The organism is Acidovorax facilis, from assembly GCF_050626955.1.
Classification (GTDB): domain Bacteria; phylum Pseudomonadota; class Gammaproteobacteria; order Burkholderiales; family Burkholderiaceae_C; genus Acidovorax; species Acidovorax facilis.
Genome location: NZ_CP192460.1, coordinates 862,574 through 880,636, shown reverse-complemented (window position 1 = coordinate 880,636; position 18,063 = coordinate 862,574). Strand labels below are relative to the sequence as shown.

The 18,063-nt window shown below is 66.4% G+C and carries 16 protein-coding genes; 10 read left to right on the top strand and 6 right to left on the bottom strand.

Annotated features, from left to right (window positions below; genetic code table 11):
- Positions 1-32: 32 nt before the first annotated feature.
- Positions 33-1,082 carry a tRNA epoxyqueuosine(34) reductase QueG gene (gene queG, locus ACQ4MJ_RS03985; RefSeq protein WP_431149901.1) on the bottom strand — a complete coding sequence of 350 codons (1,050 nt, stop codon included), beginning with the start codon at positions 1,080-1,082 and terminating at the stop codon, positions 33-35.
- Between the two features lie 12 nt (positions 1,083-1,094).
- Between queG and tsaE the strand changes: the two genes are divergently transcribed.
- The 3 genes from tsaE (at position 1,095) to ACQ4MJ_RS03970 (ending at position 3,537) form a co-directional block, all read left to right on the top strand.
- The gene (gene tsaE, locus ACQ4MJ_RS03980; RefSeq protein WP_431149905.1) at positions 1,095-1,613 is read left to right on the top strand and encodes a tRNA (adenosine(37)-N6)-threonylcarbamoyltransferase complex ATPase subunit type 1 TsaE; all 519 of its coding nucleotides are present in this window, start codon (positions 1,095-1,097) and stop codon (positions 1,611-1,613) included.
- 6 nt (positions 1,614-1,619) lie between these two features.
- Positions 1,620-3,071, top strand: coding sequence for an N-acetylmuramoyl-L-alanine amidase (locus ACQ4MJ_RS03975; RefSeq protein WP_228899395.1), 1,452 nt, complete (start codon positions 1,620-1,622; stop codon positions 3,069-3,071).
- A 124-nt stretch (positions 3,072-3,195) separates the two neighbouring features.
- Complete coding sequence (locus ACQ4MJ_RS03970) at positions 3,196-3,537, top strand: cupin domain-containing protein (RefSeq protein WP_055393289.1); 342 nt, start codon at positions 3,196-3,198, stop codon at positions 3,535-3,537.
- 24 nt (positions 3,538-3,561) lie between these two features.
- Here the strand turns inward: ACQ4MJ_RS03970 and ACQ4MJ_RS03965 are convergent, their stop codons facing one another.
- The gene (locus ACQ4MJ_RS03965) at positions 3,562-5,127 is read right to left on the bottom strand and encodes a methyl-accepting chemotaxis protein (RefSeq protein ID WP_431149908.1); all 1,566 of its coding nucleotides are present in this window, start codon (positions 5,125-5,127) and stop codon (positions 3,562-3,564) included.
- A 309-nt stretch (positions 5,128-5,436) separates the two neighbouring features.
- Between ACQ4MJ_RS03965 and ACQ4MJ_RS03960 the strand changes: the two genes are divergently transcribed.
- Complete coding sequence (locus ACQ4MJ_RS03960) at positions 5,437-5,676, top strand: glycine zipper 2TM domain-containing protein (protein ID WP_082437237.1); 240 nt, start codon at positions 5,437-5,439, stop codon at positions 5,674-5,676.
- Between the two features lie 107 nt (positions 5,677-5,783).
- On the opposite strand, the gene ACQ4MJ_RS03955 is transcribed toward ACQ4MJ_RS03960, so the two are convergent.
- Positions 5,784-6,431: a DedA family protein gene (locus ACQ4MJ_RS03955; RefSeq protein ID WP_121420696.1), complete on the bottom strand. Its 648-nt coding sequence runs from the start codon at positions 6,429-6,431 to the stop codon at positions 5,784-5,786.
- Between the two features lie 109 nt (positions 6,432-6,540).
- Here ACQ4MJ_RS03955 and mutL point away from each other — a divergent pair, with 109 nt between their 5' ends.
- Positions 6,541-8,583, top strand: a complete 2,043-nt coding sequence (gene mutL, locus ACQ4MJ_RS03950) for a DNA mismatch repair endonuclease MutL (protein WP_431149911.1) — start codon at positions 6,541-6,543, stop codon at positions 8,581-8,583.
- A 170-nt stretch (positions 8,584-8,753) separates the two neighbouring features.
- Here the strand turns inward: mutL and ACQ4MJ_RS03945 are convergent, their stop codons facing one another.
- Positions 8,754-9,917, bottom strand: a complete 1,164-nt coding sequence (locus ACQ4MJ_RS03945) for a glycerophosphodiester phosphodiesterase (protein ID WP_121505819.1) — start codon at positions 9,915-9,917, stop codon at positions 8,754-8,756.
- A 254-nt stretch (positions 9,918-10,171) separates the two neighbouring features.
- Here ACQ4MJ_RS03945 and gdhA point away from each other — a divergent pair, with 254 nt between their 5' ends.
- The 5 genes from gdhA (at position 10,172) to ACQ4MJ_RS03920 (ending at position 15,568) form a co-directional block, all read left to right on the top strand.
- Entirely contained in the window at positions 10,172-11,515 is a 1,344-nt protein-coding gene (gene gdhA / locus ACQ4MJ_RS03940) for an NADP-specific glutamate dehydrogenase (protein WP_431149913.1), read from the top strand.
- Between the two features lie 140 nt (positions 11,516-11,655).
- Positions 11,656-12,489 (top strand): alpha/beta hydrolase, encoded by an 834-nt coding sequence (locus ACQ4MJ_RS03935; protein WP_431149916.1) that lies wholly within the window; start codon positions 11,656-11,658, stop codon positions 12,487-12,489.
- A gap of 160 nt (positions 12,490-12,649) precedes the next feature.
- On the top strand, positions 12,650-13,891 hold the full coding sequence (locus ACQ4MJ_RS03930; protein ID WP_055393275.1) for a multidrug effflux MFS transporter: 1,242 nt from the start codon (positions 12,650-12,652) through the stop codon (positions 13,889-13,891).
- Entirely contained in the window at positions 13,884-14,915 is a 1,032-nt protein-coding gene (gene miaA, locus ACQ4MJ_RS03925; RefSeq protein WP_431149919.1) for a tRNA (adenosine(37)-N6)-dimethylallyltransferase MiaA, read from the top strand. The genes ACQ4MJ_RS03930 and miaA overlap by 8 nt, the downstream gene beginning before the upstream one ends.
- Positions 14,912-15,568, top strand: a complete 657-nt coding sequence (locus tag ACQ4MJ_RS03920; protein WP_431149921.1) for an ABC transporter ATP-binding protein — start codon at positions 14,912-14,914, stop codon at positions 15,566-15,568. The genes miaA and ACQ4MJ_RS03920 overlap by 4 nt, the downstream gene beginning before the upstream one ends.
- A gap of 17 nt (positions 15,569-15,585) precedes the next feature.
- Here the strand turns inward: ACQ4MJ_RS03920 and ACQ4MJ_RS03915 are convergent, their stop codons facing one another.
- Both ACQ4MJ_RS03915 and ACQ4MJ_RS03910 read right to left on the bottom strand, forming a co-directional pair.
- Positions 15,586-17,289, bottom strand: a complete 1,704-nt coding sequence (locus ACQ4MJ_RS03915) for a serine hydrolase (protein WP_431149924.1) — start codon at positions 17,287-17,289, stop codon at positions 15,586-15,588.
- Positions 17,290-17,602: 313 nt separating this feature from the next.
- Entirely contained in the window at positions 17,603-18,031 is a 429-nt protein-coding gene (locus ACQ4MJ_RS03910) for an Hsp20/alpha crystallin family protein (RefSeq protein WP_055393269.1), read from the bottom strand.
- Between the last annotated feature and the right edge of the window lie 32 nt (positions 18,032-18,063).

The window sequence follows — 18,063 nt, the reverse complement described above, 5'->3', positions numbered from 1 at the left end:
TGCGCTTATCCATCAAGCGCTAGGTGCCAATTTCACTCAAAATTCAGCGCCCAGACCACATGTTCGCGCACCAGCTCGCTGGTGTCGTCGGCGCGGGACTGCAATGCCGCACGCACCGCCTCGTCGCCCGTCGCCCGCAGCGCATTGCCCAGCGCCACAGCCACATTGCGCAGCCAGCGCTCGTGGCCAATGCGGCGGATGGGGCCGCCTTCGGTCATGCGCAAAAAGGTCGGCTCGTCCCACGAAAACAAGTGCACCAGCTGCTGGCCCGCCAGGCCCTTGCGCTCGTCAAAGTCCGGCAGGCGGCTCACCTGGGCAAACTTGTTCCAGGGGCAAATCAGCTGGCAGTCGTCGCAGCCATAGATGCGGTTGCCCATCAGCGGGCGCAGTTCCACGGGGATGGGCCCGGCGTGTTCGATGGTGAGGTACGAGATGCAGCGCCGCGCATCAACGCGGTGCGGCGCAATGATGGCCTGCGTGGGGCACACGTCAATGCACGCGCTGCAGCTGCCGCAATGCGCGGTGACGGGCGCGCTTTCGGGCAGGGCCATGTCCACATAGATCTCGCCGAGGAAGAACATCGACCCCGCCTCGCGGTTGAGCACCAGTGTGTGTTTGCCGCGCCAGCCCTGCCCGCTGCGCGCGGCCAGCTCCGCTTCCAGCACGGGGGCCGAGTCGGTGAACACGCGGTGGCCAAACGGTCCAATCGCCTCGGCGATGCGGTCGCTGAGTTTTTGCAGGCGCGCGCGCAGCACCTTGTGATAATCCCGGCCCCGGGCGTAGACCGAGACGATGCCCTCCCGCGGGCGCTGCAGGCGCGAAAGCTCCGCCGTCTGCCAGCCTTCGGGCGCGTCCATGGCGGTATCGCGCGGCAAGTAATCCATGCGCGCCGTGATCACGCTCACGGTGCCGGGCACCAGTTCGGCCGGGCGCGCACGCTTCATGCCGTGGGATGCCATGTAATGCATGTCACCATGGAAGCCCTGTGCCAGCCAGGCCTCAAGCCCGGGCTCTGCCGCAGACAAGTCCACCCCCGCCACGCCGATTTGGGAAAATCCCAGCTCGCGGGCCCACTCCTGCATTTGAGGAACGAGTTGACTGTTGCACCACATACCGGCCAGATTGTAGAAAGCGGCAACCATGCTGCTGCCGAAACTGCGCGCCATTTCACCTGGCACAGCGAGGACGACACCACCGCCTTCGCGCAGCGCCTTGCCGCGCAGCCCCTGCTGGCCAATGCCTTTGTAACCCTGCACGGCGACCTGGGCGCGGGCAAGACCACGCTGGTGCGCCACCTGCTGCGCGCGCTGGGCGTAGAGGGCCGCATCAAGAGCCCCACCTACGCCGTGGTGGAGCCACACGAGGCCCCGGGCCTCGCCATCTGGCACTTTGACTTCTACCGCTTTGACGACCCGCGCGAGTGGGAGGATGCGGGTTTCAGGGACATTTTTGCCAACCCCGGTCTCAAGGTGGCAGAATGGCCGGAAAAGGCTGCAGCGCTTACCCCGCTTGCGGACCTTGCTATCCACATTGAAGCAATCGACGACACCGAAAGGAAAGTCACCGTGCACGCCCATACCCCCATCGGGCGTGCCTTGCTGCAAGCACTCTGAGACGCCGTGAACGAACCCACCCTGCCCGCTCATCCCCCCGCTGCCCCCCTGCCCTCGCGCCGCGCTGTGCTGCAGGCAGGCAGCCTGGTGCTGTTGCTGGGCACGCAGCAGATTGCACGCGGCGCCACCATCCTGGCCGTGCGCGTGTGGCCCGCCCCCGAGTATTCGCGCGTGACCATCGAATCCGACGGTGCGCTGGTGGCCAAGCAGTTTTTCGTGACCACCCCGCCCCGGCTGGCGGTGGATATCGAGGGCATTGACCTGAGCCCCGAGCTGCGCGAGCTGGTGGCCAAGGTCAAGCCCGACGACCCCAACATCGCTGGCATCCGCGTGGGCCAGAATGCGCCCGGTGTGGTACGTCTGGTGGTCGACCTGAAACAGGCGGCCATGCCCCAGGTGTTCACGCTGCCCCCCGTGGCGGCCTACCAGCACCGGCTCGTGTTTGACCTGTACCCCGCCGCACCGGTGGACCCGCTGGAGGCGCTGATTGCCGAACGCCTGCGCGAGGCCCCCGCCAAGCCCGCCCCCGCACCCAATCCGCCGCTGACGGCCGCTGCTGCGGCCAACGCCGCCGCAGCGCGCGCCCCCACAGCGCCCGAGCACGACCCGCTGGGCGACCTGATTGCGCAGCGCAGCCAGCGCCCTGGCCCGCCCGAGCCCCCACCCATGGTGGCCACCGCGCCGCCACCGCCAGAACCCGCGCGCCCCGGCAACCGAGCCACATCCACCCAGACGGACCGCATCATCATCGTGGCGCTGGACCCTGGCCACGGCGGCGAAGACCCCGGCGCCATCGGCCCTGCAGGCACGCGCGAAAAAGACGTAGTACTGCGCGTGGCGCACCTGCTGCGCGACCGCATCAACGCCACCACCGTGGGCGGCAACCCCATGCGCGCCTACCTGACGCGCGACGGCGATTACTTTGTGCCCCTGGGCACCCGCGTGCAAAAGGCCCGGCGCGTGCAGGCCGACCTGTTCGTCAGCATCCACGCCGACGCGTTCACCACCCCCGCCGCCAGGGGCGCCAGCGTGTTTGCGCTGAGCCAGGGTGGCGCCTCCAGCACGGCTGCCCGCTGGCTGGCCAACAAGGAAAACCAGGCCGACCTGGTGGGCGGGATCAACGTGCAGTCCAAAGACCAGCACGTGCAGCGCGCGCTGCTGGACATGAGCACCACCGCACAGATCAACGACAGCCTGAAGCTGGGCACCGTGCTGCTGGGCGAGATCGGCGGCATGGCCAAGCTGCACAAGCCCCGCGTGGAGCAGGCAGGTTTTGCAGTGCTGAAGGCGCCCGATATTCCGAGCGTATTGGTCGAAACCGCCTTTATCAGCAACCCCGAAGAAGAAAAGCGCCTGCGCAGCAGTGCCTACCAGGAACAACTGGCCGATGCGCTGATGCGCGGCATCACGCGTTACTTTGCCAAGAACCCGCCGCTGGCCCGCAGCCGGTCGGTGTAAGAACCTGTTCAAGACACCCCAATGGTGACTCCCCCGCCTTGCGCGGGCCGCGAAGTGCAGGCACAGTAGCCTTCATCGTCCCAGCCTGGCGCGCACCGCGCACCGGCAGGAAAGGAGGAATGCCATGGCACTACCCCACGCCCAATCCGGCCAGATCGTCAGCATGCGCCCCCTGGGCGACCGTTTGCCCGAAACCGTCACCACCGCCATCCTCAAAGCAGGTCAGCTTGAAGTGATACGCGTGGTGCTGCCGGTGGGCAAATCCATGAAAGAACACCAGACCCCCGGCGAGGGCACCGTGTTGTGCATTGAAGGCATGGTGGAATTTGTCAGCGAGCACGGCGTTCAGCAACTGCGCGCGGGCGATTTTGTGCACCTTGCGCCCCGCGCACTGCACTCGCTCAAAGCCGTGGAGGATGCATCGCTGCTGGTCACCATGTGCCTCAAGCCTACCCAAGCAGCATAGGCCCATCAGCGGATCAGTGTCCGCTCAGCGCCCCAGCCGGAACACGCTCACAATTTCGGCCAGCTTGGCAGCCTGGTGCTTGAGGCTGTCGGCCGCTGCGGCGCTCTGCTCCACGAGCGCCGCGTTCTGCTGCGTGACCTGGTCGAGCTGTGTGACGGCCTCGCCCACCTGACTGATGCCGATGGTCTGCTCGCCCGTCGCACTCGATATTTCGCCGATCAGGTCACTCACACGTTTGACCTGGGCGACGATGTCTTCGATGCTCTGCCCCGCGTTGCCGACCAGGTGCGTACCAGCATCCACCTTCTCCACACTGGCACCAATCAGGGCCTTGATCTCCTTGGCAGCCTCGGCACTGCGCTGGGCCAAATTGCGCACCTCGCTGGCCACCACGGCAAAACCCCGGCCCTGCTCGCCCGCGCGGGCGGCTTCCACAGCGGCATTGAGCGCCAGGATGTTGGTCTGGAACGCGATGCCATCTATCACCGCAATGATGTCGGTGATCTTGCGCGATGCGGCCGAAATGTCCTGCATCGTGGCCACCACCTGGCCCACCACCTCGCCACCCTTCACGGCCGCAGCCGATGCGGTGCCCGCCAGCACGGCAGCGCGCTGGGCAGTGTCGGCATTGTTCTTCACGGTGCTGGTGATCTCCTCCATCGAGGCTGCGGTTTGCTCCAGGTTGCTGGCCTGCTCCTCGGTGCGCTGGCTCAGGTCGGCATTGCCCGAGGCGATTTCGCTGGAGCCGGTGGCAATGCTGTCGCTGCTGTGGCGCACATCGCCCACGATGCGCACCAGCGAGGTCTGCATGGCCTCCATCGCCCGCATCATCTCGGCCACCTCGCCCCGCCCGCTGGCATGGATGGGCTGCGACAGATCACCCTCGCCAATGCGCTGGGCGACGGCGCTCACTTCCCCCAGCGAGCGGCGGATGCGCTGTACCACCACCCACGACAACACCGCCAGCAGCGCCAGCCCCGCCACACCCGCCACCAACACGGTCATGCGGTAGGACTGGATCAAGCCCGCCGCCTCGGCCGCCTGCTCGGCCGAGCGTTGCACCTGGTAGTTCACCATCTTGTCGGCCACGGCGTTGTACTTGTCCAGCACCGGGGCAAAGCTGCCCAGCGCATAGGCGCGCGCCTGGGCCATGTCGCCCGCCTTCTTCAGCGCGAGCGACTTGTCGCGCGTCTCCAGGTAAGACTTGCGGATGGTGGCCAATTCCTCCTGGATGAGCAGCCCCTGCGGGCTGTTTTCCAGCTCGGTGTAGCGCTTTTGCACCTTGCTGGTGTCAGCGGTGGTGGCCGCCACCACGTCCTTGAAGTAGTTCTGCAGGTCATCGCCCTCCGTCTGGACGATGGAAAACACCCGCGTGGAGTTGACGGCAATGTTGCTGCGCCAGCGCAGTGCCAGCTGCAGCCGCTCGACCTGCTCGGTGGCCAGGCGGTCTACCGTATTGCCCAGGGTCTGCACCCGCACCAGGCTCAGGACCAGGATGAGCACCAGCGCAAAAACAGCCACCCCCACAATCAATCCAATCTGTTGCGCAACCGTCAGCTGCGCACCCATCCCCCGTGGTTGCTGGTCCATGGTGTCCCCTTTTGTAGATGTATGTGATGGGTTTGCAGAGAGAAGAAATGATCTTCCTGCGCCCGCCCGTTGGCAACCACCCCACGGGCCACGTAAACCCTGATCACCGGCCTCTGGCCCATGGGCCAAGGACGCCTTACGGCCAAACGCAGCGCCCGCCCCGCACGAGGCCCCATGTCCTACAGACGCTTGCCACAGCTGCCTACGCCGGGCCCCAGCCGCCGGATTGATAGTGAAGCCACAGGTCGAGCCCCAACGCACCCGCTGCAGGGACCCCAGGCCTGACTCCATTCATAAAGGACTCCTGCCATGAAAATCCGTCACATCCTTCTTGCCACCACCTGCACTGCAGCCCTTGCTCTGGGTGGTTGCGCTTCCAATCCGTCGGGCGCCCAGGTGGGCACCGGTGTAGGCGCCGTGGTCGGCGGTGTAGCCGGCAACGCTGTCTTTGGCGGCCCCGTGGGCACCATTGGCGGCGCGGCGGCCGGTGCCCTCATCGGCCATGAGATCGGCGAAGACCGCGATCAACGCAAGCCCTACCGCCGTTAATTCCACCCTCTGTGCCTGACCCTCTGGGAATCAGGCATAAAAATAGCTGCTAGCGCTTATTTTGTAGCGCCAGCAGCTATATTTTTTTAGCATTTGCAATTGATAAATCAGGCCGCCTTGGCCTGCCGCCCAGCCCGCCAGGCGCCAAAAATCGCGATCAGGCCGGGCACAAAAATCATCGCCCAGATGATCTTGTCCAGGTTCTCCTTGACCCAGGCAAAGTTGCCAAAGAAGTAGCCAGCGGAGCAAATGCCCAGCACCCAGATGAGTGCCCCGGCCACGTTGAACGCTGTGAACTTGGCACGGCTCATCTCGGCCACGCCCGCCACAAAGGGCGCAAACGTGCGGATGAATGGCATGAAACGCGCGAGGATGATGGTGATGCCCCCATAGCGCTCGTAAAAATCGTGCGCCTGGTTGAAGGCCCGGCGGTTGAACCAGCGCGAGTCCTCCCACTGGAACACCTTGGGGCCAAAGAAGCGGCCAATCGAATAGTTGCACTGGTCCCCCAGAATGGCCGCCGCGATGAGCACCGCGCAGGCCAGCGGAAAACTCATCATCCCCGCGCCGCAGAGCGCGCCCACGATGAACAGCAGTGAGTCACCGGGCAAAAACGGCATGACCACCACACCGGTTTCGACGAACACGATCAGGAACAACAGCGCATACACCCAGGCGCCATAGGTTTGCACAAAGGCTTCGAGGTACTTGTCGACATGCAGGATGAAGTCGATCAGAAAGGTCACCAGTTCCATGGGGTAGCCGGTGGGGGCACCGGACGCAAAAAAGTTGCGGGCATTATCCCCATCGGCCAATAGGCACCGGCCGATACCCCTGCGCGGCCCCCGCCCTAAAATTGGCCGGGTGAACGACACCACCCCCACCCTTGCAGCGGCGCAGCCTGCCTCTTTCACCCCCCTCAACACCCGCCGCCCCATCCGCGACCTGCCGGACGAGCTGATCAGCCAGATCGCCGCCGGTGAGGTGGTGGAACGCCCCGCCTCGGTGGTGCGCGAGCTGGTGGACAACGCGCTGGATGCAGGCGCCACGCAAATCACCGTGCGCCTGTCGGCCGGCGGCGTGCGCCTGATCACCGTGGAAGACGACGGCGGCGGCATTCCACACGAAGAGCTGCCCGTGGCCCTGCGCCGCCACGCCACCAGCAAGATCACCAACCTGAACGACCTGGAAACCGTGGCCACCATGGGCTTTCGGGGCGAGGCGCTGGCTGCGATTGCCTCGGTATCGGAGATGTCGCTGCTCTCCCGCCCCATCGCCCAGTCCAACGCCTTTTTGCTGGACGCCCGCAGCGGCGAGCTGCGCCCCGCCGCGCGCAGCACCGGCACCACCGTGGAGGTGAAGGAGCTGTTCTTCTCCACCCCCGCGCGCCGCAAGTTCCTGAAGACCGACGCCACCGAGCTGGCGCACTGCATCGAATCGGTGCGCCGGCACGCGCTGGCCCGGCCCGATGTGGGATTTGCCATCTGGCACGAAGGCAAGCTGGTGGAGCAGTGGCGCGCCACCTTCGTGCCTGGCCAGGGGGATGCACAAGATGCGCTGGCCCGCCGCCTGTCGGACGTGCTGGGCGAAGACTTCGTCACCCAGTCCGTCGCCGTGCAGCACCGCGTGGGCCCCGTCATCGTGACCGGCCGCGCAGGCCTGCCCGACGCTGCCCGCTCGCGCCCCGACCACCAGTATTGCTACGTCAACGGGCGCTTCGTGCGCGACAAGGTGCTGACGCACGCCGCCCGGAGCGCGTATGAAGACGTGCTGCACGGCCACAAGCAGCCCATCTACGCGCTGTATGTCGAGATCGACCCGGCGCGCGTGGACGTGAACGTGCACCCCACCAAGATCGAAGTGCGCTTCAGAGACAGCCGCGAGGTGCACCAGGCCCTGCGCCACGCCGTGGAGAACGCGCTGGCAGCGCCCCGCGCCGCAGCGCTGGCGGCGGCTGCAGGGGCTGCCGCTTCAGCAGACACGGGCTCCACGGCACAGGCCCCCATTGAGAATTTCAAGCCAAATCAGCCTCTAGCGCTTAACAGACAAGCGCAAGCAGCTATCAAATTTGAAGAACGTGGCCACCATGTGGCGGACCTGCAGGCGCTGTGGGGACCAAGGAAAGAGGACGTAGCCACACCGTCTGCAGAGCTCACCGCACCGCTGGTGAACTGGGGCGCTGCGGCCAACACCGGCGAGGCAGATGCCACGCCGCAGCCCGTGACGCCCACGTCATTCACCCCCCCTGCTGCGGCCTGGGCCAACAACAGCACCGCGAAAGAAACCACCTGGCCCCAGGGCCAGGGCGGCAACGACACCGCCTGGCCGCTGGGCAAGGCCGTGGCCCAACTCCACGGGGTCTACATCCTGGCCGAAAACGCCCAGGGCATGGTCATCGTGGACATGCACGCCGCACACGAACGCATCGTCTACGAACGCCTCAAGTCCCAGGTGGACAGCGGCGCCCGAATTGCCAGCCAGCCCCTGCTGATCCCCGCCACCTTTGCCGCCACCCCGCAAGAGGTCGCCACCGCCGAAGAATCGGCCGAGGTATTGGCCACGCTGGGCATGGAAGTCGTGCCGTTCTCCCCCAAGACCCTGGCCGTGCGCGCCGTGCCCACCACGCTGGCCCAGGGCGACCCCGTGGAACTGGCCCGCAGCGTGCTGGCCGAACTGGCCGCCCACGACGCCACCACCGTGGTGCAACGCGCGCGCAACGAAATCCTGGGCACCATGGCCTGCCACGGCGCCGTGCGCGCCAACCGCAAGCTCACCATCGACGAGATGAATGCGCTGCTGCGGCAGATGGAAACCACGGACCGCAGCGACCAGTGCAACCACGGACGGCCAACGTGGCGGCAGCTCAGCATGAAGGAACTGGACGCGCTGTTCCTGCGGGGCCGGTAAGGTACCCGCAAAAAGATCGGCCCGAGGGCCGATGGTCCACCTGCACATCAAGCCCAGGAGCCGCCACAACCGGCACAGCCCCAGGCCAGTGCACCCGTGGAACCGGCTTTGCTGGCCCACCGGGTACGCGCCCCCCCTTGGGGGGAAGGCGCGCCGGGCCTCAGTGGGCTTCAGTTATCCCGCGCCGCCTTGGCATGGTCCGGGAAGTCGCTGAACACGCCATCCACGCCCAGTTGATAGAACAGCTTGTATTCCGCCTTGGGATCGCCCTTGAAGTCCGACGCCAGGCGCTTGGCCTCGCTGCGGAAGGTGTAGGGGTGCACCAGCAGGCCTGCGGCGTGGGCGTTTTTCACCACGTCGGTGGCGGGCATCATCACGCGGTCGCGTTCGTCGATCTTGCCGTCGCCATTGAGGTCGTCGGCCTTGCCGTCCTTGTTGGCGTCCACCTGCTTGGAGGGGATCAGGTAGGGCTTCCAGGGGCCGATGCCGTCGGCGTAGGTCTTCACTTCCTTCAGGCCCGCAGGCGTGAGCAGGCTGGCGAAGGTGCGCGTGTCTCCCGCCACGGCAAAGTCGTACGGTTTGTCGTAGGGGGCGGTCAGGTCCATGCTGCCGTCGGGGTTCACGTCGTTCGCGTCCACCAGTTGCACCAGGCGGATCTGGGTCTTGGTGCGCAGGTACTTGAGGTTGGAGACCTCAAACGACTGCACGATGACCGGCGAGCTCTTGGCGGTGTAGCTGTACTTGGCCAGGATGGTGAGGAGGCGGTCTTCGAGTGGCAGGCCCAGGCGGACGTGGTAGGTGGGGTGCTTGGTTTCGGGGTACACACCCACGGTGCGGCCCGCCTTGGCGCCTTCGCTCTTGGCCAGGTCCAGCACCTCTTCCAGCGTGGGGATCTGGTACTTGCCGTTGTGCGACTGGTCGCGGTCGGCCAGGGGCTGGATGGCGCGCAGGGTCTTGATTTCGGCCAGGGTGAAGTCCGAGGCGAACCAGCCTTCTTCTTCCACGCCGTCGACCACTTTCTTGGTCTTGCGGCTGGCAAATTCGGCGCGGGTGGACACATCGGTGGTGCCGGTGATGTTGGGCTCGTGGCGTGCAATCAGCGCACCGTCCTTGGTGGCGACCAGGTCAGGCTCGATGAAATCGGCGCCCATCTCGATGGCCCGCTTGTAGCCTTCGAGCGTGTGGTCCGGCAGGTAGCCCGCGGCACCCCGGTGGCCAATCACCAGGGGCTTGTCGCCACTCAAAGTGGGATAGGGGTTGTCATCGCTGCCACCGCAAGCAGCCAGCGTGGCCACCAGGGCCAGCGCACCCAACTTAGCACCGGAAATGTGCATGCTCTTCTCCTCGTTGTGTTTAGAACCGCCGAACTGTGGGCGCCCCCTGTGACAAGGCGATGACGCCCGTTTTGCGAATGGATGACAGCTTCACCGCACCATCCAAACGCACCAAAAAGTGGCAATCACCCTGCCACATTCCCCACCATTGTGCAGAGTCATGCGCATAAACGTATAACTTTTAGACATAATTCGATGTTGCAGCGCGCCATGGCGTGCCACCGCCCCTTGATCTTCAGAAAGTTTTTTGAAATATGAAACACGCGTCCGCAGGCAGCTTCCTCTCACACGTCGCCCTTCGCAACCCAGGACAGCCCGAGTTTCTGCAAGCTGTCACCGAGGTGATGGAAAGCCTGTGGCCCTTCATTGAAGAACACCCCCGCTACGCCGAGCACGGCCTGCTGGAGCGCCTGGTGGAGCCCGAGCGCATCGTCATGTTCCGCGTGTCGTGGGTGGACGACCACGGCAGCGTGCAGGTCAACCGGGGCTACCGCATTCAGCACAGCATGGCGATTGGCCCGTACAAGGGTGGCATCCGGTTCCATCCGTCGGTCAACCTGTCGGTGCTGAAGTTTCTGGCGTTTGAGCAGACCTTCAAGAACGCTCTGACCACCCTGCCCATGGGCGGCGGCAAGGGCGGCAGCGACTTTGACCCCAAGGGCAAGAGCCCGGGAGAAGTCATGCGCTTTTGCCAGGCCTTTGTGTCCGAGCTGTTCCGCCACGTGGGGGCCGACACGGACGTGCCAGCGGGCGACATCGGCGTGGGCGGCCGCGAGGTGGGCTTCATGGCCGGCATGATGAAAAAGCTCAGCAACCGGGCCGACTGCGTGTTCACCGGCAAGGGGCTGTCGTTTGGCGGCTCGCTGGTGCGCCCCGAAGCCACGGGCTACGGCACGGTGTACTTTGCGCAGGAAATGCTCAAGTCCAAAGGCCGCTCGCTGGATGGTTTGCGTGTGTCGGTTTCCGGTTCGGGCAACGTCGCGCAATACGCCGTCGAAAAGGCCATGGAACTGGGTGCCAAGGTGGTCACGGTCTCGGATTCGAGCGGCACCATCGTGGACGAAGACGGCTTCACCCCTGCCAAGCTGGCCGAACTCATGGAAGTGAAGAACCATCTGTATGGCCGCGTGAGCGACTACGCAGCCCGCACCGGCGCCACCTTTGAAGCCGGGGTACGCCCTTGGCATGTACCAGTGGATGTGGCCCTGCCCTGCGCCACCCAGAATGAGCTGGACGCGAACGACGCGGCGGTGCTGATCAAGAACGGCGTGGTCTGCGTGGCCGAGGGCGCCAACATGCCGTCGACCATCGACGCAGCCAAGGCGTTTGAGGCTGCGGGCGTGCTCTATGCCCCGGGCAAGGCCAGCAACGCAGGCGGTGTGGCCACATCGGGTCTGGAGATGAGCCAGAACGCCGCGCGCCTGTCCTGGCCGCGCGAAGAGGTGGACGCGCGCCTGCTGCAGATCATGCAGGGCATCCACGCTGCCTGCCTGCATTACGGCAAACGCGGCGATGGCACCGTGAGCTATGTGGACGGCGCCAACATCGCCGGTTTTGTGAAAGTGGCCGACGCCATGCTGGCGCAGGGCGTGGTGTAACCCCGGTTCCGAAGGCAAGGCAACCGAAGATGGGACAAGAAGGCGCGTTGCCCGCCATTTCGCTCGATTTGCAGGAAACGGGCACAAACCCTGCTTCGCCGGTCAGAACTTTCTGACGCGAAGCCGAGTCTGTCTCCACCATGAAGCGCACCCCCCTCCTGGTTACCCTGACCTTGGCCATCGCCGTGACGGCGGGCTGCGCCACCCTCGACGCCAAGCAGCGCGAATGGATCTTCCAGCCCAGCGACCGCAGCTGGGGCGGTGCACAGTCCACGGCGGACATGCAGGATGTCTGGATCAACTTCCAGTCCGACGCCAGCGGCAAGGCCGAGCGCCTGCATGGCCTGTGGCTGGCCCATGAGCGCGCCGATGCGCCCGTGCTGCTCTATTTGCACGGTGCACGCTGGAACGTGGCGGGCTCGTCGGGCCGCATCCGGCGCATGCAGGAGCTGGGCTTTTCGGTGCTGGCCATCGACTACCGGGGCTTCGGCCAAAGCAGCGCCGGGCTGCCGTCCGAGGCGACCGCCAGCGAAGATGCCCGCGCCGCGTGGGACTGGCTGGCCCAGCAGCAACCCGGCAAGCCCCGCTACATCTTCGGCCACTCGCTGGGCGGCGCCATTGCCATCGACCTGGCCCGCCAGGTGTCTGACGAACAGGGCACCATGGTGGAAGGCACGTTCACCAGCATCCCCGATGTGGTCAGCACCTTCAAGTGGGGCTGGTTGCCGGTGTCGGGCCTGATCACGCAGCGATTTGAATCCGTCCGCAAGGTGGCCGAGATCGGATCGCCCCTGCTGGTGGTGCACGGCAGCCAGGACAGCCTGATCCAGCCCGCCCTGGGCCGCAAGCTCTTCGAGGCGGCGCAGGAACCCAAGCAGTTTGTGCTGGTGGAAGGCGGGTCGCACCACAACACCAACTCGGTAGGGCAACCAGCGTATCGGCAAGCCATGGCATCGCTGTTCAAGCTGAGGTAGAGACACCCCCCTGAGGCGCTGCGCGCCTTCCCCCCGCTCTCGCAGCGCTGCGCGCTGTGGGCAGGGGGACGCAGCCCTCGCTGCGGGGCGGCCCTTGCTCGGCTGGCCTGGCCTGGGCCGCGCCGGTATCGAAGGCCCTGTCTGGTACGCTCCAGCGGTTATGTCCGCTCCCTCAACCGCAGCTGCTGGCGCTGCTCCCCCTGCCTCCATCAACCCAGGCATGGCCATCCTGGTGCTGGCCATGCTGCTCTCCATTCAGCCCGTCACCACTGACCTGTACCTGCCCGCATTGCCCGCCCTCACGCGCAGCCTGGGCGCTCAGATGGCCGCGGCACAGCTCACGCTCAGCGGGCTGCTGCTGGCGTTTGGCTGCTCGCAAATGGTGTGGGGGCCGTTGTCAGACCGCTTTGGCCGCCGCCCCATCCTTCTGGCGGGGCTGGGCATCTACACCGTAGCTTCGCTGGGTAGCGCCTTTGCGCCCACCATGACACTGCTCATCGTGTGGCGCATTGCCCAGGGTGCCGCCATGGGCGCGGTGGTGATGTGTGCCCGGGCCATCGTGCGCGACCTGTACACCCCGCTCGATGGCGCGCGCGCCATGTCCAAGGCACTCACCGGGCTCGGGATTGTGGCCTGCATCTGCGCACCACTGGGTGGGGTGCTGAGCGAGTGGCTGGGCTGGCGCGCGGCGCTGATGGCGCTCACGGTGTATGCCGTGGCCACGCTGGCACTGGTGGCGCTGCGCTTGCCCGAGACCCTGGCGCACCGCAACCCGAAAGCCCTGCAGCCCCGTGCACTGGTCGGCACCTGGATGCAGGTTTTGCGCAGCCCCACTTTCTGGGCGTTCTCGCTGCAGACCACAGCCACCTATGGCGGGCTGTTCACCTTTCTCGCCGCGTCCTCGTTTGTCTTCATCGACGTCCTGGGCCTCACCCGCACGCAGTTCGGGTGGACGATGGCGTCGGCCTGCGTGGCGTATCTCGCGGGCACTTTCCTGTGCCGGCGCCTGCTGGTACGCCAAGGCCTGCTGCGCACCGTGGCCATTGCTGGCGCGCTGAGCGTGAGCGGCGGTACGCTGATGGCGGCCGTGGCCTTCATGGGCTGGCACCAGCCGTGGGCGCTGCTGCTGCCCTTTTACCTGTTCATGCTGGGCCACGGCATCCACCAGCCCTGCGGGCAAAGCGGTGCGGTGGGGCCGTTTCCCAAAGCGGCCGGCGTGGCGTCTGCGCTCAATGGTTTCATGATGATGCTGGCCGCGTTCGGGATTGGCGGCTGGCTGGGCATGCGGCTGGACGGCACGGTGTGGCCGCTGGTCAACGGCATCTGGTTCTGGTCGGTGGTGCTGGCCCTGATCTCGTGGACGCTGGTGCAAAAATTTGGAGCGCCGCGTGAGCATGCCTGAGCCCCTGCTGCACGCCGCTCTGCCCGCCATCGCACTGGCAGGCCCCACAGCCTCGGGCAAGACGGCGGGTGCCCTCGCGCTGGCGGCTGTGCTGGGCAAGCAGGGCACGCCGGTGGAGATCATCAGCGTGGACTCGGCCCTCGTTTACCGGGGCATGGACATCGGCACCGCCAAGCCCACGCCCGACGAGCTTGCTGCCGTGCCGCACCACCTTATCGACATCCGCGACCCCCTGCAGGCCTACAGCGCGGCCGAGTTCGTGCAGGACGCCACGCGGCTCATCGCCGAGATCCGTGCGCGCGGCGCCCTGCCGCTGCTGGTGGGCGGCACCATGCTGTACTTCAAGGCGCTGTTTGACGGCATTGACGACATGCCCGCCGCAGACCCTGCCGTGCGCGCACAGATCGAAGCCCAGGCCGCCGAGCAGGGCTGGCCCGCACTGCATGCCGAGCTGGCCCGCGTAGACCCCGTGACGGCCGCACGCCTGGCCCCGGCCGACAGCCAGCGCATTCAGCGCGCGCTGGAGGTGTGGCACGTATCCGGTCAACCCCTGTCGAGCTTTCACACTACTAAAAAGATAGCTAGTAGCGCTTGTGGGATAAGCGCTAGAGCCTTGTTTTCCTTAGAACCTGACGACCGCGCCTGGCTGCACGGCCGCATTGCCCAGCGTTTTGACGCCATGCTGGCCAGCGGCTTCATCGACGAAGTGCGGGCCCTGCGCGCGCGCGGCGACCTGCACCCGGACCTGCCCTCCATGCGCTGCGTGGGCTACCGCCAGGCGTGGGAAGAGCTGGACTTCCAGGCGGCCAAGGGCCCCGACGCGCCGCTGAACCTCGCCTTTTTGCGCGAGCGCGGCATTGCGGCCACACGCCAGCTGGCCAAGCGCCAGATCACCTGGCTGCGCAGCATGCACGAGCGCCACACCATCGCCTGCGACCAACCCCACGCCGTCGCCCAGCTCGTGCAGGCCGTGCTGCAGCGGCTGCAGCAGCAGCCGGGCGGACAAGAATCCGCCACCCCATGACACTGCTGCGCGCTGAACAACTGGGCAAACACTACGGTGAAACGCCGGTGTTCTCGCACGTGAACTTCACTGTCGAGCCGGGCGAGTTCGTGGCCATCGTGGGCGATTCGGGCGTGGGCAAGTCCACCCTGCTCAACTGCCTGGCGGGGCTCGACACCTGGGACACCGGCCGCATCACGCACGGCGCCACCGACCTGGGCCAGCTAAGCGACACAGAGCGCGCCCTGTGGCGCCGCGCCCATGTGGGTTTTGTCTTCCAGGCTTTTCATGTGCTGCCGCACCTGGACGTAGCGCAGAACGTGGCCCTGCCGCTGATGCTGCTGGGCCAGAAAGACCCGACGCGCGTACAGCAGATGCTGGACGCCGTAGACATGGCCGACCTGGGCGCGCGGCTACCGCAGCAGCTCAGCGGGGGGCAGCTGCAGCGCGTGGCCATTGCCCGTGCCCTCGTGCACCGCCCCGCCCTGCTGCTGGCCGACGAACCCACCGGCAACCTCGACCCCACCACCGCCGCCCGCGTGATGGACCTGCTGCTGGCGCAGACACGCGGGCATGGGGCGTCGCTGGTGCTGGTTACGCACTCCGACGCGGCGGCAGCCCGGGCCGACCGCGTGCTGCGGCTGCGCAGCGACGGCATCTGCGCGGGCGGCTGACTGAGAGGCCTGCCTGTTCAGGGCTCCAGGCGGGGCGCCCGGAAGCGCCCGTTCTGGTGCAGCACCACGGCACGCACCTCGCCGCTGGGATAGCGCTCAAACTCCAGCTCGGCCCGTACCGCGTCATACGCAAACCGGTCTGGCTGCCCCGGCAGCGGATAGACCGTGAAGCGCGGCTGCGAGCCCAGGCGCACCTGCAGACGACCGTCTTCAGCCTGCACATCCAGCACATTGCCGCCCCGCAGCCGGTAGCGGCCCAGGTAAGGGGCCAGCACACCCTGGGCCTGGGGTGGTACCAGGCCGAGCACCGGCTCTTCGGACCGGGTTGCCGTCAGGCGTGCCCCAAAGCGTGTGTAGTGAAGCACTGTGGGTCGGCCTTCCGTATTGCGCTCCAAGCGGAACTGGCGGCCGGTGGCTGGCTGCGTGAACGCATCCGGCCCCAGCACCTGCAGCGGCTCAAACACCCCACCCGTGGGGCGGGCTTGCAGTTGCCCATCCACCATGGCAAGGCTCAGGGCGACGGCAGGAGATACGCGGTACACCCCTTCGTACGGGGTAAGCACGGTCGCATCGGTGGCGGGCTGACCGGGCGGCACGGGGTAACGCTGCTTCAACAGTGGCGTCATCACATCCTGCTGTGCGGCACGCGCGTTGCCCACCAAGGCGATCACCGCCTCACCCCTGTCGGGCGCCAGCAACCACACGCTGCGAAAACCCCCGGTACCGCCGCCATGCAGCCAGGTGCGCACCCCATCGCGCTCGCGCAGCATGATGGCGTAGCCGATCTGGCCACCGTCGTGGTCCGCAAGCGGTGTGAACAGGCGCTCGGCCGCTGGGCCCAAGGGCCCTTGCGCGCCCGCCAGCAGCGCGCGGCTGAGCACCAGCATGTCGGCCGTGGTCGAGCGCAAGGCGCCCGCACCGGCAAAGGCATCAAACTCCCACACCGACACCCGCGTCTCGCCCTCGTGCGGTGCAGCAAGGCGGGGTGCCTTGTCGCCCAGCGACTGCACCGTGTCCTGCATGCCCAGCGGGCCGGTGATGCGCTCGTGCACCAGCACCGCCCAGGGTTTGCCGTAGCGCTGGGCCAGCAGTTCGCCCAGCACCGCAAAACTGAGGTTGCTGTATGCGCCAGCGCACGGCGGCGACTGGGTCAGCCGTGCATCGGCCAGGGCTTGCCACAGGCGGGGGCGGTCGTAGCGCAGATAAGGGTTGGCGGGATCGGAGTTGTGGCGGAAGTCCGCCGGCAAGCGTGGCAGGCAGGAGGTGTGGGTCACGAGTTGGCGCAAGGTGATGGCGGCCACCGGGGCGGGCAAGGCGGGAGCCAGCGCGGATGAGCCATTGAGCAGCCGGCCCAGCGTGTCGTCCAGCGCCAGATCGCCGCGCTCTACGGCCTGCGCCAGCAGCAGGCCGGTAAACACCTTGCTGATCGAGCCCACTTCAAACAGAGCCTGCGCGGGTGCATCCGCCGTGCGGTTGCGGGCTGTGCCGAAATGCGCCCGCCCCCCGTGCCACACGCCCACCTCAGCCGCGCCGCGCAACGGGCCCAGCGCTGCAGCCGCCATGGCGTCCGCAGGGCCCGACCAGTCGAAACGGGGTGGAGGGGCAGGCACAGCGGGTGTGGTTGCAGCGTGCCCGGCAAACGCTATCCACAGCGCCCCGGCAGCAAGGGCTTGCCACGCAAGGCGGCGTACCGGGGCAAGGACTCCATCACAACAAGTCATTTGATCGCCTCCCTGAAAGGCACCACGGTACGGGTGCCATGGCGGGCATGGTCGCATGCACTGGCTGTGGGCAGGCTTAAGAAGTGGTTCAACATCTATTGGGGAGCGCCATCCGGCGGCGCTTCGGACGGCCATCCGACGCTCCACGGGCAACGGAGATCCCGGCCACGCAGCCCCATGGATCTGCATGCGGCAGGCCGTTGGCGGGCGACCCAACCGCCGTTTGAGGTTCGTCTTGCGGCCACTCAATCAACCAACCCACTCGCCCTGGCAGGGGCGGTGGATTGCATTTTTTCGCGCAAGTCCGATGGAGTTACTCGATGTTCAACCGCTGCGCCGCCTTGTTCACCTTCTTGGGCAGGTTCAGCGTCAGCACACCGTTGTCGTATTTGGCCTTGGCTTGTGCAGCGTCCACATCGGCGGGCAACTGGAAGCTGCGGGCCACCGCGCCGTAGTAGCGCTCCGAGCGCAGCACCTTCTCGCCTTCGCGCTTTTCATCGTGCTGGCGCACCTCGGCGCGCAGGCTGACCACGTTGCCTTCGAGCGAGACATGGATGTCTTCCTTGGCCACGCCGGGCACTTCGGCCAACACGGTGTAGCCGTCCTCGGTTTCCTTCACGTCCACCTTGATCTGGCCGGGGCTGGGCAGGTTGTCGCCGTGCAGCGGGCGCACGTAAAAGCCCGGTGCAATGTCCTTGAAGAAGTCGTCAAACAGACTGCCGCGTGTCACAAGAGAGTTCATGGTTTTGCTCCTGAAAAGGGGTTGAGACAAAC

Bases quoted from the DNA above. Each gene is read 5' to 3' on its own strand.
- queG (WP_431149901.1), bottom strand. From the start codon at position 1,082: ATGCAGGAGTGGGCCCGCGAGCTGGGATTTTCCCAAATCGGCGTGGCG.
- ACQ4MJ_RS03970 (WP_055393289.1), top strand. From the start codon at position 3,196: ATGGCACTACCCCACGCCCAATCCGGCCAGATCGTCAGCATGCGCCCC.
- ACQ4MJ_RS03965 (WP_431149908.1), bottom strand. From the start codon at position 5,127: ATGGACCAGCAACCACGGGGGATGGGTGCGCAGCTGACGGTTGCGCAA.
- ACQ4MJ_RS03960 (WP_082437237.1), top strand. From the start codon at position 5,437: ATGAAAATCCGTCACATCCTTCTTGCCACCACCTGCACTGCAGCCCTT.
- ACQ4MJ_RS03955 (WP_121420696.1), bottom strand. From the start codon at position 6,431: ATGGAACTGGTGACCTTTCTGATCGACTTCATCCTGCATGTCGACAAG.
- ACQ4MJ_RS03945 (WP_121505819.1), bottom strand. From the start codon at position 9,917: ATGCACATTTCCGGTGCTAAGTTGGGTGCGCTGGCCCTGGTGGCCACG.
- gdhA (WP_431149913.1), top strand. From the start codon at position 10,172: ATGAAACACGCGTCCGCAGGCAGCTTCCTCTCACACGTCGCCCTTCGC.
- ACQ4MJ_RS03935 (WP_431149916.1), top strand. From the start codon at position 11,656: ATGAAGCGCACCCCCCTCCTGGTTACCCTGACCTTGGCCATCGCCGTG.
- ACQ4MJ_RS03930 (WP_055393275.1), top strand. From the start codon at position 12,650: ATGTCCGCTCCCTCAACCGCAGCTGCTGGCGCTGCTCCCCCTGCCTCC.
- miaA (WP_431149919.1), top strand. From the start codon at position 13,884: ATGCCTGAGCCCCTGCTGCACGCCGCTCTGCCCGCCATCGCACTGGCA.
- ACQ4MJ_RS03920 (WP_431149921.1), top strand. From the start codon at position 14,912: ATGACACTGCTGCGCGCTGAACAACTGGGCAAACACTACGGTGAAACG.
- ACQ4MJ_RS03915 (WP_431149924.1), bottom strand. From the start codon at position 17,289: ATGACTTGTTGTGATGGAGTCCTTGCCCCGGTACGCCGCCTTGCGTGG.
- ACQ4MJ_RS03910 (WP_055393269.1), bottom strand. From the start codon at position 18,031: ATGAACTCTCTTGTGACACGCGGCAGTCTGTTTGACGACTTCTTCAAG.